Raw genomic sequence first — 16,577 nt, forward strand, 5'->3', positions numbered from 1 at the left:
AGACGCCGCCGGCCTGCTGAACAAGACCTTCGGCACCGACGCCGTCAAGCGCGGCCTCCTCGTCGGCACCGCCACCATCACCGCACAGATCAAGTAACACCCCGCACCACCACAATCGGCCCGGACCACGCAGCAGCGCGGCCCGGGCCGACTTGCGTCGCACGACGTGCGTCGAGCAGAACCGGGCGTACCTGGCGGAACCGGGCGTACCTGGTCGAACCGGGCGTACCTGCTGGAACCGGGCGTACCTGGCGGAAACGGGCGTACCTGGTCGGTTCTTTCGACCAGGTACGCCCGTTCTTGCGAACCACCGCGCGCGCGATGGGAAAGAACGTACGCACACGACGGACGGGAGGCCCAGCGCCAGCTGGCACCGGGCCTCCCGTCCGTCATGTGCGTACGCCGGGCCGGCAGCCGCCGTCGTCACGGGCTGGGCGACACCTCACGGGCTCACGTCCGCGTGGACTGTCGCTCAGCGCGAAACACAGCACAGCCGGCAGCTATGAACCGGGCGCAGGCGGCACGACGGCCGTGCCGGGAGGGACGGTGCCAGCTGGCACCGGGCCTCCCGTCCGTCTCGTGGTGCGCGGGGCCGGCGGCTCCTGCCGAGACTCGGTTCCGCGGACACCCTGCGGATGCCGGGTCACGCAACGTGTCCGGCAGCACGAGACTCGGTCCGCCGCGCCGCGGCCACGGCCGACTCGGTCCGCCGCGCCGCGGCCACGGCCGACTCGGTCGGCCGCGGCCGCACGCGCGCAACGAGCAACGCCCCGACCGGACCGGTCGGGGCGTTGCTCGTGGTGGTGCCGATCAGCGGATGATCGAGATGTTGTCCGCCTGCGGGCCCTTCTTGCCGGGCCCGATCTCGTACTGCACGTGGTCGTCCTGGGCGAGCGGCCGGGAGCCGGTCGCCGCGACGATGCTGGAGAAGTGCGCGAACAGGTCTTGGGACCCGTCGTCGGGGTGGATGAAGCCGAACCCCTTGCTGTGGTCGAACCACTTGACGGTGCCCGTCGGCATGGCGGTCAGCACGGCGTCAGTGGATGCGCAGCTGCGCGACCATGGGGCACGCGAAGGGATCGCGGGCGGCGAGGCCGACGCGGTTGAGGTACCGGACGACGATGCCGTAGGAACGCAGCAACGTGGTCTCGGTGTACGGCACGTCGAGGGTGTCGCAGTGTTCACGGACGAGCAGGCGGGCCTGCTTCAGCGCCGGACGCGGCATCGACGGGAACAGGTGGTGCTCGACCTGGTAGTTCAGGCCACCCATCAGGAACGACACCCACCAGCCGCCACGGATGTTGCGTGAGGTGCGCACCTGGCGGGAGAAGAAGTCGACCTTCGCGTCGTGCGCGATCGTCGGCATGCCCTTGTGGTTCGGGGCGAACGAGGCACCCATCATCACGCCGAACACGGCCAGCTGCACCCCGAGGAACGCACACGCCATCCCGAACGGCAGGAACCAGAACACCACCGTCAGGTAGATCGCGAACCGCGCCACGAGTAGTGCGCCCTCGATGAGGCGGTGCTTCTTGTCGGCCTTGGTGCCGTTGCCGGTGACGATCGACATCACGGCGTAGCGGTGCAGGTTCAGGCCCTCGAGCGTGAGGAGGGGGAAGAAGAGCCACCCCTGGAAGCGCATGAAGGTCTTCATCGCGCCACCCTTGACGGCGGCGGCGTCCTCCGGCAGGAACCGGATGCCGTCGGGGGCGATGTCCGGGTCCTTGCCGACGGTGTTCGGGTTGCCGTGGTGGCGCGTGTGCTTGTTCATCCACCACGAGTAGCTGAGGCCCACGAGGAACGTGCCGAGCCAGCGGCCAGCGCGGTCGTTCCACTTCTGGGACTCGAACACCTGACGGTGCGCGGCCTCGTGCGACAGGAACGCGAACTGTGTGAACAGCACGCCGAGCGCACCGGCCACGATCAGCTGGAACCATGAGTCGCCGAGGAACGCGAACGCGACCCAGGCGAGGGCGAGGCTGCCGACGAGTGCGCCGAACAGTGCCCAGTAGAAACCGGTACGACGGCGCAGGAGGCCGTTCTCCTTCACCTGCGCCAGGAGCGCGGAGTAGGTCGAGGTGCCCTTGCGGGCCCCCGTAGCGGGACGAGTGCGGGTGTAACCCGGAGCGAGCGGAGTGGTGGTCATGTGGACCGCCTTCCGGTACGGATCGGTCCTTCAACCGGTTCGAGGGAGTTCACGCGATTGCGCTTGCGGCGACCCTAGGGGCCGAACTTGCGTGTTCACCGTGGTGTCCAGAACACGTTGCGCAGTGCACGAACTCAGCCCGCGTGGCGCTCCGGACCGTCCGCGCACCGGCCGGACGATGCGCGCAACGTCTGCCCCGGGTACTCCCCGAACCGACGGAAGTACGTGCCCGAGAACCGCCCCAGGTGCCGGAAGCCCCAGGCCATCGCGGCCTCGCTCACACTCGTCTCGTGCCGGCTGCTGGACTCGAGTGCCGCGCGCACCCGGTCGAGCCGCATCTGCAGCAGGAACGTCATCGGCGAGACACCGTGTTCCCGCATGAAGGCCGTCTGCAGGGTCCGCGGACTCACGCCCACGGCGTCGCAGATGTCGGCGAGGCACAGCATCCGCTCGCAGTGTCCGTCGAGGTAGGCCTCGGCGAGCTCGACCGTCGACGGCGTCACCGCACGGCGGAGGACCGCGGATGTCCGCTCGCCGAAGGCTCCGACCACGGCTTCGACCAGCGCGACCTGGGCGGCGCTCCGAGTGCCCGAGGTGAAGCCGTCGCGCGTCGCCGTGACCGCCACCTGTTCGACGCACCGGCGCAGGTGTTCGAGGGCCGCGACGGCGGGCTCGGCACCCCGGGTCGGCAGCCCCGGCGCTGCTGCTCCCAGCGACGAGCACACCTGGTCGACGAGCGACCGGTCGATGCTCACGAGCTGCAGCGTGCCCTTCGGGGCGTGCACGGAGAACTCCCCGGACGTCGGCATCAGGACGGGCGTGCCGGGTCGGGTCTCGAGGACGACGCCGTCCTCGACGGCGATGCGGACACCGCCGGTGCTCGACCACCCGACGACGATGCGGTCGAGGGGCTCGAAGACCCCGGAGAAGCCGGCGGTCGCCGACGCTGTGACGAGGCTCACGCAACCGTCGCGGCGGGTCCGGTAGCGGAACCGGAACGGCAGCCGGAAGGCGTCGTCCTCGACGTCGAAGCGCACGTCACGGCCGTGCCCGGCCTGGGCGAGCACGCGTGCGGCGAAGGTGCGGTCGGTGCCGGATCGTTCGGTGCGGCGACGCTGGGCGTCGATCCGCGCGGTGACGGTCCGGGCGGCATCGGTCCCGTGCACCGCGGTCAGCACGGCGCCTCGTCGAGGTGCTGTCCGCAGCGGTGTTCGAACCAGGCGCGGGCGTCCTGCAGGCTCGCTCGCCGGTCGTGCTCGTGCAGCGTCGCCATGAGCGTGCAGTCGAAACCGTCCACCGTGCGCTCGATGAAGCCGAGGAGCATGTCGGGGTCCCCCCATGCAGCAGCGGCGTCGACGACCCGCCAGCACCCGGCATCGACCGGCTGCACCCGGATGTCCGTCGGGTCCGTCGCGGCGAGCGCCCGGATCCGGTCGGTGTGGACGACCTGCTGCCAGACGGCGGCCTCGGTCGTCACGGTCGTGGATCCCTGGCGGTGTCCCATCTCGCCTCCCTGCCGGTTCGATGTGGCGCACTGCTCCACCGCAGTGCGCGAGACACTTTCAGTATCGGCAGGACGATTCCGGTCATGTCAGGGGTTGACTTCGTACCGCGCAAGGTGGATCATTCGTGGCCTCGATCGGAGCCCTGGGAGCGCGCCATCGCCGGGTCCCGTACGGTCGGCGCATGAGCGACGGGAGCAGCGCGACCCAGGACGGCCCGCCCCGACTCTCGCGTGCAGTCCGGGATGCGATGCGGTTCGTCCACGAGCAGGCTGCGACCCACGTCACCGTCGCCGATGTCGCCGCGGCCGTGCAGCTGTCGCCGCGGAGCCTGCAGAAGCGGTTCCAGGCCGAGATCGGGCAGTCCCCGGGAGCCTTCCTGCGCGCCGTGCGCCTGGAGGGGGTCCGTCGCGACCTGCAGGCAGCGTCCGGCGCGACGGACCGGCGGACCATCGCCGAGATCGCCGAGCGGTGGCAGTTCAGCAACGCGGGCCGGATGGCTGCGGCGTTCCGTGCGGCGTACGGCATCGCGCCGTCGTCGGCACTGCGGTCCTTCGTGCCCGAGGACGACGAGGACGGCGCTCCGAGCCTGTCTGACCGGAACCAGCGGCGCTTCCGGCTGGTGCTGGACTGCGAGGTGGACGTCGACGACGCGAAGGCGGTGCTCGCCGGTGCGCTGCAGCGAGCGGGGGCCGGTCCCTGGCGGGACTACCGGCCGGACGGCGGCAGCGAGGACCTGATGGCGTTCCTGCTCGGCAACGCGGTGCGGACGGCGGTGCGGGAGACCCCGGGCGTGAACCTCGTCGCCCTCGACGCGATGCTCCGGGTGCAGGACGAGCAGGGGTCCTACCCTCCTGCAGAGCTCCCGGCCTGGCGCGCCGGCCCACCGCCGAACACGCCTGCGCCGTCCGGATCGTCCGACACCGCCCAGCGCGTAGGATCGAGAGACGGCAGGGAAGGCGCCCATGGATGACGCATTCGAGCGTGCACTCCGTGCGCTCCGGTCGGCGGAGATCGCCGACGACGAACTCAGTCGGCCGTTCGCGCTCGCGCTGCCGATGGGTGGTGTCTCGATCTCGACCTTCGGTGACCTGTGCCCGAGCGAGACCGTGTCCGCGACCGACGAGGTCGCCACCCGGATCGACGAGATCCAGCTCGACCTGTCCGAGGGACCGTGCTGGACCGCGCTCGCGACCGATGCTCCAGTGCTGGAGACGGATCTCGTGCAGCGTCCGAACGCCGCGTGGCCCGCCTTCAACGATGCCGTCCGGAGCGAACCCGTCGGCGCGGTCTTCGCGTTCCCGGTCGCCTTCGGGCCGTTCCCGCTCGGCGCGATTGACGTGTACGTGCCGGAGCCCGCGACGATCGAGGACGACACCGTGCGGCAGGCCATGACCCTCGCTTCGGCCGTCAGCCGCCGGGTCCTGCGCCGAGCCCTCCGCTCCATCGCGGACGAGGACGACGCCCTGCTCGATCGGAGCCCGTCGTCGCGGCGCGTGGTGCACCAGGCCACCGGGGTCGTGCTCGCGCAGCTCGACATCAGCCCCGAGGACGCCTACCTGCTGCTGCAGGGCCACGCCTTCGCCCGCCGGACGACGATGCGGCGGGTGGCGGAGGAGATCCTCGACGGCACGGTCCGGTTCGAGAAGCGAGGCGACCTGATCGAGGAGGTCCAGTGACGACGGCAGGCCGAGAAGCCCGGATCCTCGAGACGTTCACGTCGCTCGCCGACACCCTGGTGGACGCCTACGACGTCGTGGAACTGCTGCAGACCCTGGTCGAGACGTGCGCCGACGTGCTCGGCATCGACGCCGCGGGCATCCTGCTGGCGAACGACGACCAGGAGCTCGAGGTCGTCGCCTCGACATCGGAGGCGACCCGTCTCGTCGAGGTGCTGCAGCTCGACGCCGAGGCCGGCCCCTGCATGACCTCGTTCGCGACCGGACGGGTCGTGACGTGCCCGGACATCGAGGTCGCCCCGGCGGAGTGGGCGATGTTCCGCACGGGTGCGCTCGCGCTCGGGTTCCGGTCCGTGCACGCCGTCCCGCTCCGGCTGGGGAGCAACGTCATCGGCACGCTCAACCTGTTCGGTGCCGGCGTCGGTGCCCTCGCGGAGTCGGACCTGCGCGTCGCCCGGGCCCTGGCGGACGTTGCGACGATCGGCATCCTGCACGAACGCTCCCTGCGCGAGCACGAGGTCGTCCGCGCGCAGCTGCAGCGGACCATCGGGTCGCGCGAGGTCATCGAGCAGGCCAAGGGCGTCGTGTCGTACCTGCGCGGCGTCTCGATCGAGGACGCCTTCGCGGTGATCCGTGGGTACGCGCTCGAGCACCACGAGCCGCTCTCCGAGGTCGCCCGCGCGATCGTGCAGCGCCGACTCGTCCCCTGACGAGCCCGGCCGGTCCGCCGGGTCCGGTGCCCCTCCGCCCGCTACGGTGAGCGGATGGGCAAGGTCACGCTGCAGGACGTCGCCGCGCACGCAGGCGTCTCGATGAAGACCGTGTCCAACGTCGTCCGTGGCTACCAGCACGTCAGCGACCCGATGCGCAGCCGGGTGCAGGCCGCTATCGACGAGCTCGGGTACCGCCCGAACGTCTCGGGCCGGTCCCTGGCGACCGGACGCTCGAACATGCTCGCCTTCGCGTTCCCCGACCTGCGGCGTCCGTACTTCGCCGAACTGGCCCACGTGTTCTCCCGGGTGTGCGCCGACCGCGGCTACCAGCTCCTGCTCGAGGAGACCGGCGGCGACCCCGACGGTGAACGCTCAGCGGTACGGGGACGCGAGGCCGGTGTGGTCGACGGGGTCGTGATCCACCCGCAGGTGCTCACGCCCGAGGCGATCGACCGGATCCGCGGGGACACCGCCGTGGTGTTCCTCGGCGAGGACGTCCGGCCCCCGCACGCCGACCAGGTCGTCATCGACAACGCCGGGGCTGCCACCGAGGCCGTCGCGCACCTCGTGGCGCTCGGCTGCCGCCGCATCGGGTTCTTCGGGCACGAGACCGGCCCGTCGTCGCGCACGTCCGGACTGCGTCTGGACGGCTACCGCGCCGGACTCGTCGCCGCGGGCCTGTCGCTCGACGACGCGCTGCTGGTCCCCCGCGAGGTCGGTGACGCCGCCGGCGCCGAGGTCGCCTTCGGCGCCGCGCTCGACGCCGGACTCCGCGTGGACGGTCTGCTCTGCCGCGACGACCTGGCCGCACTCGGGGCGCTCCGGGCGATGCGCCTGCGCGGCCTGGACGCCCCCGGCGACGTCGCCGTCGTCGGGTGGGACGCGGTCGGCCTCGGGTCGAGCCTGGTGCCGAGCCTGACCTCCGTCGCGCCCGACACGGTCGCCCTCGCCGACACCGCGCTCGACCTGCTGGTCGAGCGGATGGACGGCTCCGACGTGCCCGGCCGACTGGTCACGGTCGGCCACCGCCTGCTCGTCGGCGAGAGCGCGCCGTACGCGGACGGCACGTCCGACCGGGCGGCGCACCAGGGCGCGTGAACGGCGGACGGGAGGCCCGTGGCGGCGCCGCCACGGGCCTCCCGTCCGCCTGTCGCCCCGTCGCGTGCCGTCAGCGACCTGCGGGAGCCGACTCCCCCGGGTGCACGCTGCCGAGCAGCTCGACGACGACGTCCCGCACGGCGTCGGGCAGCCCGACGGTGCCGAGCTCGACGATGCGGTCCGCACGCGGCAGGTCCTTCCCCACGACCTCCCACGCCTCGAGCTTCTCCGGGTTGCCGGCCTGCGCGCCCTCGAGGACCCGCCGCACGGCCTCCCGCGCGTCGACACCGACGACCGGAGCGCCGACCAGCGTGACTGATCCGCCCGCTGCCGAGTCGACGGACACGTCGACCGAGAACCGGTCGGCCGAGCGTGCCGACGTCGGTTGCCCGTCGGCCGGTGCGGCGAGGAACGTGATACGCCAGTCGCGGTGGGCGGGGACGACGTCGAGGGCTCCGGTGGTGGCGTGCACCCGGAACTCGGCGTGCTCGGGATCCCAGGTCAGGCGGGTCCGGGCGGTGCGGCTGCCCTCGCCCTCGTGGTCCTCGACCAGGGTGAAGTCACCCGCCGCACCCGGCGCGACGAGGACCTCGAACGCCGTCGGGTTCACGGTGGCGTCGAGCTGGTCGGCCGCCGCGAGCGGCAGGATCCCACCGGCGCGCAGCAGGACCGGCACCGTGTCGAGCGTGCGGTGCAGGTCGACGAAGCGGTCGCCCACGTACACCGTGCCGGTGAAGACGTCGGTCCAGGTGCCCGGCGGCAGCCAGGCCCGGGCGACCCCGTGCCGGCTGACCGGGTCGCGCGGCGCGACGATCGGGGCGACGAGCAGCTCCGAGCCGAACGCGTAGGTGTTCGGCACCCGGTACGCCTCGTCGCGGCGCGGCTCCAGGTGGTAGAGCGGCCGGACCAACGCGGTGCCCTCGGCGGTGCCGTGGTTCATCGTGTGCAGGTACGGCACCAGGCGGTGGCGGAAGCGGAGTGCCTCGCCCATCGCGGCGCGCGCCTCGGCGGGGAACGCCCACGGCTCCTTGCGGATGAAGGGGTTGTTCGCGGAGTGCAGGCGCATGATCGGCGAGAACACCCCGAACTGCACCCAGCGGGTGGCGAGCTCGTCGTCGCGGACGCCCCGGGTGTGGCCGCCGATGTCGTGGCTCCACCAGGGGTAGCCGATGTTCGCGGCGGTGGCGGTGAACTCGGGCTGGAACGCCAGGGACGCCCACGACACGACGGCGTCGCCGGAGAACCCGACGGCGTACCGGTGGCTGCCGGGCCCGGCGTAGCGCGAGAAGGTCATGCCGTCGACGGGGGCCGGGACTGCGGTTGTGTCGGTGTCGGTTTCGGTGTCCGCGGTCGTGTCGCCGGTTGCGTCTCCGCCCGACGGCGCGTGTCGCGCCGAGTCGAGCAGGTGGAAGTGGTTGAGCAGCCACAGCGGATCGACCCCGGGCAACCCGGTCTCACGACCCTGCTGCCAGTCGATCCACCAGAAGTCGACGCCCTGTTCCTCGAGCGGACGGTGCAGCTGCTCGAAGTAGGCCTGCAGGAACCGCCGGTCCGTCGGGTCGAACGGGATCGGCTGCTCGGTCTCCGGATCGACGCCCATCGCCCGGGCCACCGCGGGGTAGGCGTCCTCGAACGCCCGCACGCCGTCGGCCGGGTGCAGGTTCAGCGTCGTGCGCATCCCCCGGCGGTGGAGTTCGGCGAGGAACGCCTCGGGGTCCGGGAACAGCGACGGCTCCCAGGAGTACCCCGTCCAGCCGTTGCCGAAGCGCGGCGGGACCGAGTCCACCCGGTGCCAGTCCATGTCGATGACGGCGACCGAGAACGGCAGGTGTTCGTCGGCGAAGCGGTCCAGCAGCTCGAGGTACGAGGTGTCGCTGTACGGGTGGTACCGGCTCCACCAGTTGCCGAGTGCCCACCGCGGCATCCGCGAGGGCGGCCCGGAGACGGCGTGGTACGTGCGGAGCGCGGCGTCGTAGTCGCGGCCGTACGCGAAGACCGTGACGTCGCGGCGCCCGGGGACCCGCGTGCCGATCCAGCCGTCGTCGGCGAACAGGAACGACTCGCTGTCGTCGAGCGCGGTGATGCCGTCGCGGGTCAGGATCCCCGGCTCGAGCCGCATCCGGCCGTCGACGTCGTCGAGGGTGCGGCCGGTGCCGCCGAGGTCGCGCGGCTCCTGCCCCCAGCGCCAGCGGTTGGCGTCCGGGCCGGTGGTCTCGACGACCAGGCCGCTCGGGCTGAAGGGACGGCCGTCGTAACGCAGGCGGGCGCGGTCCGTGGTGACGACGACGCCGGCGGCGGTGCCGGTGCCGTCGGCGACGGCCGTCCGCTCCACGGTGAACGCCGGCACGGGCAGGCGGCGGCGCATCGCGAAGGTCGATGCGCGGTCCTCGAACCCGCCGTCGTCGCTCCACTCGATGCGGAAGGCCCCGGCGTCGAGCACGGTGATGCGCCAGTGGTCGCCGGTGACGACGGCTGCGGGGTCGGCGACCGGGTCCGACCCCGGGAACGGACGGATGGTGGGCAGGACGGCGCCGGTGGTGCCGGTGGTGCCGGTCGTGCTGCTGCCGGTGGTGCTGCTGCTCACGTGGTGCCTCTCAGCTCTTGACCGCGCCCTGCGTCACGCCGCTGATGACCCAGCGCTGCGCGAACAGGTAGACGATGATCGTGGGCGCCATCGCCATCAGGTACGAGGCGAAGGCGACGTTGTAGTTGGTGCCGAACTGACTCTGGAAGATGTTCTGCACCACGGGCAGGGTCTGCAACCCCGGATCCGCCGTGATGAGCGACGGCATCATGAAGTCGTTCCACGATGCCAGGAACGCGAAGATGCCGACCGTCGCGTTCATCGGGCCGAGGAGCGGCAGGATGATCCGCCAGAAGATCTGCCACGTGGACGCCCCGTCGATGCGGGCGCTCTCCTCGAGTTCGACCGGGATCGACCGCAGGTACGCCGAGTAGAGCAGCACGCTGAACGACAGTTGGAACATGGCGTGCAGGATCCCGACGCCGATCGGGTTGTCGAGGCCGATCTCGGCGGTCAACTTGATCTGCGGCAGCGCCACCACCGGGAACGGCAGGAACATCGCCGCGAGCAGGTAGACGAACGAGTACCGGAAGAACCGCTTGTGCCAGTTCCGGACGATCGCGTACGAGGCGAACGAGCTGAGCAGCAGCGTCGCGACGACGGTGAGCGCCGCGACGCCCAGCGACACCGAGAAGGACACCGGGAACCGGGTCAACTGCCAGGCCTCGGCGAACGAGCCCGGGTTGAACGGGAACGGCAGCGAGAGCGCGTTGCCGTCGACGGACTGCTCGGTCGTCTTGAACGCCATCGAGAGCGTCACGTACAGCGGGACGAGCACGGTCAGCGACGCGAGGCCGAGGACCACCGTCAGCGTCCAGTTCGTGCCGCCCAGTCGTCGGCGGTGGCCGCGACCGGAACGTCCGCCGCCGCCGGTGGTCACGGCGCGGGTGTCGGTCGGGGGTCGTGTGTCGATGGCGGTCATGCGAGTCGCAGGTTCCTTCCGCGGGTCGCCGCGAGCTGCAGCACGGAGATGAGGACGGTGATGATGAAGAACACGGTCGCGTTCGCCATCTGGTAGGCGTAGTCACCGCCGGTGAAGCCGCCGAAGATGGTCATCGCGACGCTGCTCGTCGCGCTGCCGGGGCCGCCGTTGGTCAGACCGACGATCACGTCGTAGGCGCCGAGGTAGCCCTTCACACCGAGCACGGTGTTGATGACGATGAAGCCACCGAGCAGCGGGAGCGTGATCGAGCGGAGCTGCTTCCAGCCGGTCGCGCCGTCGAGCGCACTGGCCTCGTACAGCTCCTCGGGGATGGACGTCAGTCCCGCCGTGTAGATGAGGAGCGCGCCGGGCACGGTCTGCCAGGCGGACACGATCACGATCGCGAGCCAGGCGAGGTTCGGGTCGCCGAGGATGCTCTGCTCGAGCGGGCCGAAGCCGACGCTCGTGGCCAGGGCCGGCACGGTGTTCGAGAACAGGAAGTTGAACACGTAGGCGACGATGATCCCCGAGATCACCATCGGGATGACGAACACCGACCGCAACCCGGCGGCGAACCGGATCTTCTTCGCCAGGGCGATCGCCAGGGACAGCGCGACGACCTGCGTGACGACGACGGTGACGGCCGCGAAGCCGAGCGTGAAGCCGTACGACGCCAGGATCGCCGGGTCGGAGACGAGCGCCTTGTAGTTCTCGACGCCGATGAAGTCCCACTGCCCGAACCCGAGGTAGTCGGTGAAGCTGTAGAAGACGCCGACGCAGGCGGGGGCGACGACGAACGCCGTGAACAGCACGAGGGCCGGCACGAGGAACAGGTAGTACATGCCCTCGGTGCGGCTGAGTGAACCGACACCGCGGGAACCCACACGCCGGTGCGTGCGGGCTGCGTCGGTCGCCGGTCCGGAGGTCTCCGGGTCGGTGTCGCGGGAGAGCGGGGTCTGCATGGTCATGGTGACTCCTGTGTCCTGGTCCGGCTCAGACCGTCGCGGAACGGCCGGCGAGCCGCCGCCAGTCCGAGTCGAGCCGCTGCAGCATCGAGGTGAAGTCCCCGCTCCGGATCGCCGACTGCAGGTAGTTGCCGAGCGGGATCGACGTGGGGATGAAGGTGCCGGCGCCCTGGTAGAACGCGGCGTCGTCGACGTACTGCTGCAGACCGGCGAGACGCTCGTCCTGCTGCGGGGGTGCGTCGATGCGGGGCGAGTACGCCAGGTTGTCGCGGTTGTATGCGTCGATGACCTCGGGCTGCATGAGGAACTCGACGAGCTCCTTCGCCTGCTCCGGGTGCTCGGACGCCGTGGGGATCCAGAGCCCGAGGTCGATGTTGACCCGGGCCTTGCGGTCGGCCGGGTCGTTCGACACCGGCAGGGCGAAGGTGCCGACGGGCAGCTTGTCGTCGATCAGCGCGATCTGCCCGAGCGCCCACGGGCCCTGCAGGTACATCGCGGCCTCGCCCTTGCCGAACGCCAGGTTGCCGTCGGCGTAGGCCCGGGTGGCGTGGTCACGGTTGAAGAACGACGAGATGGTCTTCGCCCGCTCCATCGGCACCGCGAAGTCCTTCTCGAACGACACCTCGGAGTCCGGGCCGACGTCGGCGCCGAGGGCCTTCATCTTGCGGAAGAACGAGCCGGTGTCGACGAGGCTGCCCACCGAGTAGTCGAACAGGCCCTGCCAGAGCGTCCAGGTGTCCCGGTCGGTGGCGTAGATCGGCGTGACGCCGGCCTTCTGCAGGGTCCGACAGACCTCGACGAACTCGTCCCACGTCGTCGGGACCGGCAGGTCGTGCTCGGCGAAGATGCGCTTGTTGTAGATCACCCCGGCCGCCGCGAGCGAGTACGGCAGCACGCTCGTGCGGTCCTCGAACTTCGCGTACTGGTTCGTCAGGGTGTCGATGTCCGGTCGGACCCGCGCCGCCGAGGGCAGGTCGCTGAGGTCGCTCAGCACGCCGCGTGAGATGTACCGCGCCAGCTCGAGGTTGTCGTTGAAGCACCCGACGTCCGCCGGTTCGCCGCGGACGAACTGCGGGGCGATGGCCGCCGTGCTGTCGTGCACGACCGACAAGCCGGTGTGCTCCCCCTCGAACCGCCGCAGCAGCTTGTCGAAGTACGCGATGACCTCCTGCTTCTGTTCGTAGAAGCGGAGCGTCGTGGCACCACCGGCGGCACGCCCCGGGGTCGCGCACCCGGCGAGCGCCATCGTGCCGAGTGCGATGCCACCGGCCGCGCCCGCGAGGAACCCCCGCCGGCTCACCGCCGCCTGGAGTGTTGCGGTCCTGCTTCCCACCATCGGGTCTCTCCCTCGTCGCGCATCGTCGCGCAGGCTCCTGTTTACAGCGCTGTAAAGCGTACGTCAACGTTGTAATCGCATGTGGCAGTAGTCGGTGCATCCTACGGACAGGAGGTACGGTGCCAGCCCGCCCCGCGCCTCCCGTCGCCGCGCAGCGCGTCCACGGCCGCGCGCCGCCGCCCACCGGGACGACACGGCACGGAGCTGGCAGGATCGTCTGATGGCTGAGGACGAACGGGACATCGCACTCCGGGTGGGGCACGAGGAGCTCCGCATCCGCGGGGTCTACGAGACGATCAGCATCATCAACGACGTGATGGTGGCGCTCTGGTTCATCGTCGGCAGCGTCCTCTTCTTCTCCGAGACCACCACGACGGCCGGCACCTGGCTGTTCCTGATCGGGAGCATCCAGCTGCTCATCCGTCCCGTCATCCGGCTGTCACGGAGGCTCCACCTCGCCCGGGTCGGCCGGGGGAACCCCACGGAGTCCGCGCGCGATTTCTGAACCACGACACGCCTGGGCGAACACACAGGAACGCGGGCAGGCACCATGGAGGGATGGCAAGCACCACTCCTCCCCTGCCCGGACCCGTGACCACGACACCGCAGTTGCGGCGGTGGGTGTTCTGGCCCGCCGCCGTCATCGTGCTGGGGTTCGTGGCGTTCACCTTGATCTCCCCCTCGACCGCCGAGGCGCTGTTCCTCGGTCTGCAGGACGGGATCGTCAAGAACTTCAGCTGGTACTACGTGCTGATCGCCGCGTTCTTCGTCGGCTTCTCGCTGTTCGTCGGCTTCAGCCGCTTCGGTGACATCAAGCTCGGCAAGGACCAGGACGAGCCCGAGTTCTCGACCGGTTCCTGGTTCGCACTGCTCTTCGCCGCCGGCATGGGCATCGGTCTCGTGTTCTACGGCGTCTCCGAGCCCCTCAGCCACTTCGCGTCCCCGCGCCCCGGCGTCACCGGCACCGAGAAGGAGCTCGCGCAGCAGGCGCTGACCCAGACGTTCCTGCACTGGGGCCTGCACGCGTGGGCGATCTACGTCGTCCTCGGCCTGGCCCTGGCGTACGCGATCCACCGTCGGGGTCGCCCGGTGTCGATCCGCTGGGCCCTCGAACCGCTGCTCGGCAACCGCGTCCGCGGCGGCTGGGGCAACCTGATCGACGTCATCGCCCTGGTCGGCACGCTGTTCGGCGTCGCGACCTCGCTCGGCCTCGGCGTCATCCAGATCGGTGCCGGACTCGAGAGCGCCGGCATCGCCGACAGCAGCATCGTCAGCCAGATCGCGATCATCGCGGTGATCACCGCCGTCACGATCGTCTCGCTCGTCACCGGCGTGACCAAGGGCATGAAGATCCTGTCGAACTTCAACCTGCTGCTCGCCGCCGCACTGCTGCTGTTCGTGCTCATCGTCGGCCCGACGCAGTTCCTGCTGCGTGATTTCGTGCAGTCGATCGGCTCCTACCTGCAGAACATCGTCGGCCTGTCGTTCAACGTCACCGCGCAGCAGGGCGCCGAGGGCGAGGCCTGGCAGGGCGCCTGGACCACCTTCTACTGGGGCTGGTGGATGTCGTGGGCGCCGTTCGTCGGTGTCTTCATCGCCCGCATCTCCAAGGGCCGCACGGTCCGCCAGTTCGTGTTCGGTGTCCTGCTCGTGCCGACCGCGCTCACGTTCCTGTGGTTCGCCGTCCTCGGTGGCACCGCGATCCACCGCCAGACCGACGGCTCGGGTGGCCTGATCGGCTCGGACGGGTCGGTCGACATCGAGGGCTCGCTGTTCGCGGTCCTCGGCGACCTGCCCGCCGGCATGGTCCTGACCTACGGCGCGATCCTGCTCATCGGCGTGTTCTTCGTGACCTCGTCGGACTCCGGGTCGCTCGTGATGGCGATGATCGCGTCGGGTGGTGACATCGAGCCGAAGAACTGGCTGCGGGTCTTCTTCGCCGGTGTCGCTGCACTGCTCGCCGTCGCCCTGCTGCTCAGCGGTGGACTGAACGCCCTGAAGACGGCGGCGATCACGACCGCGTTGCCGTTCAGCATCGTGCTGCTGCTCACCTGTTGGTCGACGATCATCGCCTTCACCCGTGAGCGCCGTGCCTACGACAAGGCCGAGCGCGAGGTGTTGCTCGAGCACGTCGGCGCCTACTACGGCCTCGAGGTCGAGGCACCGACCGAGCGTCCGGCACGGTCCGGCCTCGGCCGTCCGTGGGCCGCGGTGAAGAATCGTGTGCGCGGCGGCCGTGGAACCGCGGCCCCGACGGTGGGCGCGGGCGCGCTCGACGACTTCCCGGTGCGGCCCGAGTCGGTCTCGGCTGACCCGGCGGTCGACCCGAGCCTCGACGCGCGACCGGCAGCGGACGACGGGCCCGCGACGGAGCAGCCGGAGCGCTGACGGGCGGTCGACGCGACCACCTGACGGACGGGAGGCGCGGTGCCAGCTGGCACCGCGCCTCCCGTCCGTCAGTGCGTCAGGTGTCGGTCCGTGCGGACGCGATCTCGAGGGTCACGACGACCGCCACCACGGCGAGCGCCGTGACCGGCAGCGACACCGCGGGCACCGCGATCGACGCGAGGACGACGAGGACCAGGGCCACCACGACGGCGTTGGCCCGTGCCGACAGCGACGGCCGGATCGCGAGCGCCCAGATCGACAGCACGAACACCGCGACCGGCACCGCGACGGTCGCGGCGACCGAGGCGGACGACAGCGCGACGTGTCCGGCGTCGGCGCTGACCGCGACCTCGATGCCGGCGGGCAGGGCACCGGCGGCGGCGAAGACGAAGTAGTGGCCGTAGCCGAACACGAGCGCGGTGGGCAGCGAGCGGATGTGTGCGTGCTGCTCGCGGGAGAAGTAAATCCACCACATGCCGACGGTGATCGCCAGCGCGCACCCGGCGAGCGCCAGCAGGGCTCCGAGGTGCTCGGTGTGCGCGAGGGCATCGATCACCGCGCCGGCCGAGGCCACCAGCCCCTCGCCCAGGACGATGAGGGTGAACAGGGAGAACCGCTCGGCCAGGTGCCGGGTGTGCCACGGGGCCGTCCCCGTCGAGGTCTGCGCCCAGATCGGCACCGACAGCTCGGCGAGCACGAGGAGCGGTGCCGCGTACGACCAGACGTCGTCGGGCAGGGCCAGGGAGACGACCCAGAGCACCTGCACGACCGTGATGCCGACCGCGTGCAGGACGGCGGTCCTGCGGTAGCGGGTGGAGGACGCGGCGGCGCGGATCCACTGCGCGACCAGGGCCAGCCGCATGACGACGTAGCCGATGACGCCGATCGTGAAGTCGTTCTCGACCATGGCCGCGTGCACCCCGGCGGCAAGGACGAGCACCCCGGCCATCTGCACGAAGGTCATCACCCGGTAGAGCCAGTCGTCGGTGTCGAACGACGTGGCGAACCAGGTGAAGTTCATCCACGCCCACCAGATCGAGAAGAACACCAGCCCGTAGGCCAGGACGGCGGAGGTGACGTGTCCCTCGAGCTCGATCTCGTGCAGGTTCGTCGCGGCGAAACCCACCGCGACGACGAACACCAGGTCGAACAGGAGCTCCAGCGGGCTCGCGGCGCGGTGTCGCTGATCGGGGTCACGCGGCACCATCCGGCGCAGTCCGATGGTCGGCATGGGGCCAACGGTA

General features: G+C 70.7%; 15 protein-coding genes. 6 read left to right on the top strand and 9 right to left on the bottom strand.

All coding sequences use genetic code 11. The annotated features are described in order from the left end of the window. Window positions 1–810: 810 nt before the first annotated feature. The 4 genes from HP445_RS01570 to HP445_RS01585 all read right to left on the bottom strand — a co-directional run bounded on the left by HP445_RS01570 (window position 811) and on the right by HP445_RS01585 (window position 3,650). Window positions 811–1,032 (bottom strand): cold-shock protein, encoded by a 222-nt coding sequence (locus HP445_RS01570; protein WP_306789659.1) that lies wholly within the window; start codon window positions 1,030–1,032, stop codon window positions 811–813. Window positions 1,033–1,036: 4 nt separating this feature from the next. Continuing rightward, complete coding sequence (locus HP445_RS01575; protein WP_128781397.1) at window positions 1,037–2,146, bottom strand: fatty acid desaturase family protein; 1,110 nt, start codon at window positions 2,144–2,146, stop codon at window positions 1,037–1,039. Window positions 2,147–2,280: 134 nt separating this feature from the next. After that, the gene (locus tag HP445_RS01580; protein WP_164941252.1) at window positions 2,281–3,324 is read right to left on the bottom strand and encodes an AraC family transcriptional regulator; all 1,044 of its coding nucleotides are present in this window, start codon (window positions 3,322–3,324) and stop codon (window positions 2,281–2,283) included. Further along, window positions 3,318–3,650: a hypothetical protein gene (locus HP445_RS01585; RefSeq protein WP_164941251.1), complete on the bottom strand. Its 333-nt coding sequence runs from the start codon at window positions 3,648–3,650 to the stop codon at window positions 3,318–3,320. The genes HP445_RS01580 and HP445_RS01585 overlap by 7 nt, the downstream gene beginning before the upstream one ends. A 182-nt stretch (window positions 3,651–3,832) precedes the next feature. On the opposite strand from HP445_RS01585, the gene HP445_RS01590 reads away from it, so the two are divergent. From HP445_RS01590 to HP445_RS01605, 4 genes are read left to right on the top strand one after another with little or no spacing between them, the layout of a single operon-like run. Next, window positions 3,833–4,621 (top strand): helix-turn-helix domain-containing protein, encoded by a 789-nt coding sequence (locus HP445_RS01590; RefSeq protein WP_128781395.1) that lies wholly within the window; start codon window positions 3,833–3,835, stop codon window positions 4,619–4,621. Next, window positions 4,614–5,327 carry a GAF and ANTAR domain-containing protein gene (locus tag HP445_RS01595; RefSeq protein WP_111054343.1) on the top strand — a complete coding sequence of 238 codons (714 nt, stop codon included), beginning with the start codon at window positions 4,614–4,616 and terminating at the stop codon, window positions 5,325–5,327. Before HP445_RS01590 ends, HP445_RS01595 begins: the two co-directional genes overlap by 8 nt. Beyond that, window positions 5,324–6,037, top strand: a complete 714-nt coding sequence (locus HP445_RS01600; protein WP_071405801.1) for a GAF and ANTAR domain-containing protein — start codon at window positions 5,324–5,326, stop codon at window positions 6,035–6,037. The genes HP445_RS01595 and HP445_RS01600 overlap by 4 nt, the downstream gene beginning before the upstream one ends. A 54-nt stretch (window positions 6,038–6,091) precedes the next feature. Then, on the top strand, window positions 6,092–7,138 hold the full coding sequence (locus HP445_RS01605) for a LacI family DNA-binding transcriptional regulator (protein ID WP_111033100.1): 1,047 nt from the start codon (window positions 6,092–6,094) through the stop codon (window positions 7,136–7,138). Window positions 7,139–7,208: 70 nt separating this feature from the next. Here HP445_RS01605 and HP445_RS01610 read toward each other — a convergent pair whose 3' ends face one another. From HP445_RS01610 to HP445_RS01625, 4 genes are read right to left on the bottom strand one after another with little or no spacing between them, the layout of a single operon-like run. Next, window positions 7,209–9,722, bottom strand: a complete 2,514-nt coding sequence (locus HP445_RS01610) for a glycoside hydrolase family 31 protein (RefSeq protein ID WP_128781394.1) — start codon at window positions 9,720–9,722, stop codon at window positions 7,209–7,211. Between the two features lie 10 nt (window positions 9,723–9,732). Further along, the gene (locus HP445_RS01615) at window positions 9,733–10,644 is read right to left on the bottom strand and encodes a carbohydrate ABC transporter permease (RefSeq protein ID WP_128781393.1); all 912 of its coding nucleotides are present in this window, start codon (window positions 10,642–10,644) and stop codon (window positions 9,733–9,735) included. Next, window positions 10,641–11,612, bottom strand: coding sequence for a carbohydrate ABC transporter permease (locus tag HP445_RS01620; protein WP_111087471.1), 972 nt, complete (start codon window positions 11,610–11,612; stop codon window positions 10,641–10,643). The genes HP445_RS01615 and HP445_RS01620 overlap by 4 nt, the downstream gene beginning before the upstream one ends. 25 nt (window positions 11,613–11,637) lie before the next feature. Next, window positions 11,638–12,909: an ABC transporter substrate-binding protein gene (locus tag HP445_RS01625; RefSeq protein WP_128781392.1), complete on the bottom strand. Its 1,272-nt coding sequence runs from the start codon at window positions 12,907–12,909 to the stop codon at window positions 11,638–11,640. Window positions 12,910–13,165: 256 nt separating this feature from the next. On the opposite strand from HP445_RS01625, the gene HP445_RS01630 reads away from it, so the two are divergent. Beyond that, window positions 13,166–13,450 (top strand): YrhK family protein, encoded by a 285-nt coding sequence (locus HP445_RS01630; RefSeq protein WP_110864816.1) that lies wholly within the window; start codon window positions 13,166–13,168, stop codon window positions 13,448–13,450. Window positions 13,451–13,503: 53 nt separating this feature from the next. Further along, entirely contained in the window at window positions 13,504–15,333 is a 1,830-nt protein-coding gene (locus HP445_RS01635) for a BCCT family transporter (RefSeq protein WP_241660468.1), read from the top strand. A 76-nt stretch (window positions 15,334–15,409) separates the two neighbouring features. Here HP445_RS01635 and HP445_RS01640 read toward each other — a convergent pair whose 3' ends face one another. Beyond that, a complete protein-coding gene (locus HP445_RS01640; protein ID WP_175330765.1) occupies window positions 15,410–16,564 on the bottom strand; it encodes a low temperature requirement protein A in 1,155 nt (384 codons plus the stop codon). Between the last annotated feature and the right edge of the window lie 13 nt (window positions 16,565–16,577).

The sequence above is a fragment of the Curtobacterium flaccumfaciens genome (assembly GCF_013359815.1).
GTDB classification, from domain to species: domain Bacteria; phylum Actinomycetota; class Actinomycetes; order Actinomycetales; family Microbacteriaceae; genus Curtobacterium; species Curtobacterium flaccumfaciens.

Coding starts and splice junctions, on each gene's coding strand:
- HP445_RS01575 (WP_128781397.1), bottom strand. CDS start 2,146: ATGACCACCACTCCGCTCGCTCCGGGTTACACCCGCACTCGTCCCGCT.
- HP445_RS01585 (WP_164941251.1), bottom strand. CDS start 3,650: ATGGGACACCGCCAGGGATCCACGACCGTGACGACCGAGGCCGCCGTC.
- HP445_RS01590 (WP_128781395.1), top strand. CDS start 3,833: ATGAGCGACGGGAGCAGCGCGACCCAGGACGGCCCGCCCCGACTCTCG.
- HP445_RS01595 (WP_111054343.1), top strand. CDS start 4,614: ATGGATGACGCATTCGAGCGTGCACTCCGTGCGCTCCGGTCGGCGGAG.
- HP445_RS01605 (WP_111033100.1), top strand. CDS start 6,092: ATGGGCAAGGTCACGCTGCAGGACGTCGCCGCGCACGCAGGCGTCTCG.
- HP445_RS01615 (WP_128781393.1), bottom strand. CDS start 10,644: ATGACCGCCATCGACACACGACCCCCGACCGACACCCGCGCCGTGACC.
- HP445_RS01620 (WP_111087471.1), bottom strand. CDS start 11,612: ATGACCATGCAGACCCCGCTCTCCCGCGACACCGACCCGGAGACCTCC.
- HP445_RS01630 (WP_110864816.1), top strand. CDS start 13,166: ATGGCTGAGGACGAACGGGACATCGCACTCCGGGTGGGGCACGAGGAG.
- HP445_RS01635 (WP_241660468.1), top strand. CDS start 13,504: ATGGCAAGCACCACTCCTCCCCTGCCCGGACCCGTGACCACGACACCG.
- HP445_RS01640 (WP_175330765.1), bottom strand. CDS start 16,564: ATGCCGACCATCGGACTGCGCCGGATGGTGCCGCGTGACCCCGATCAG.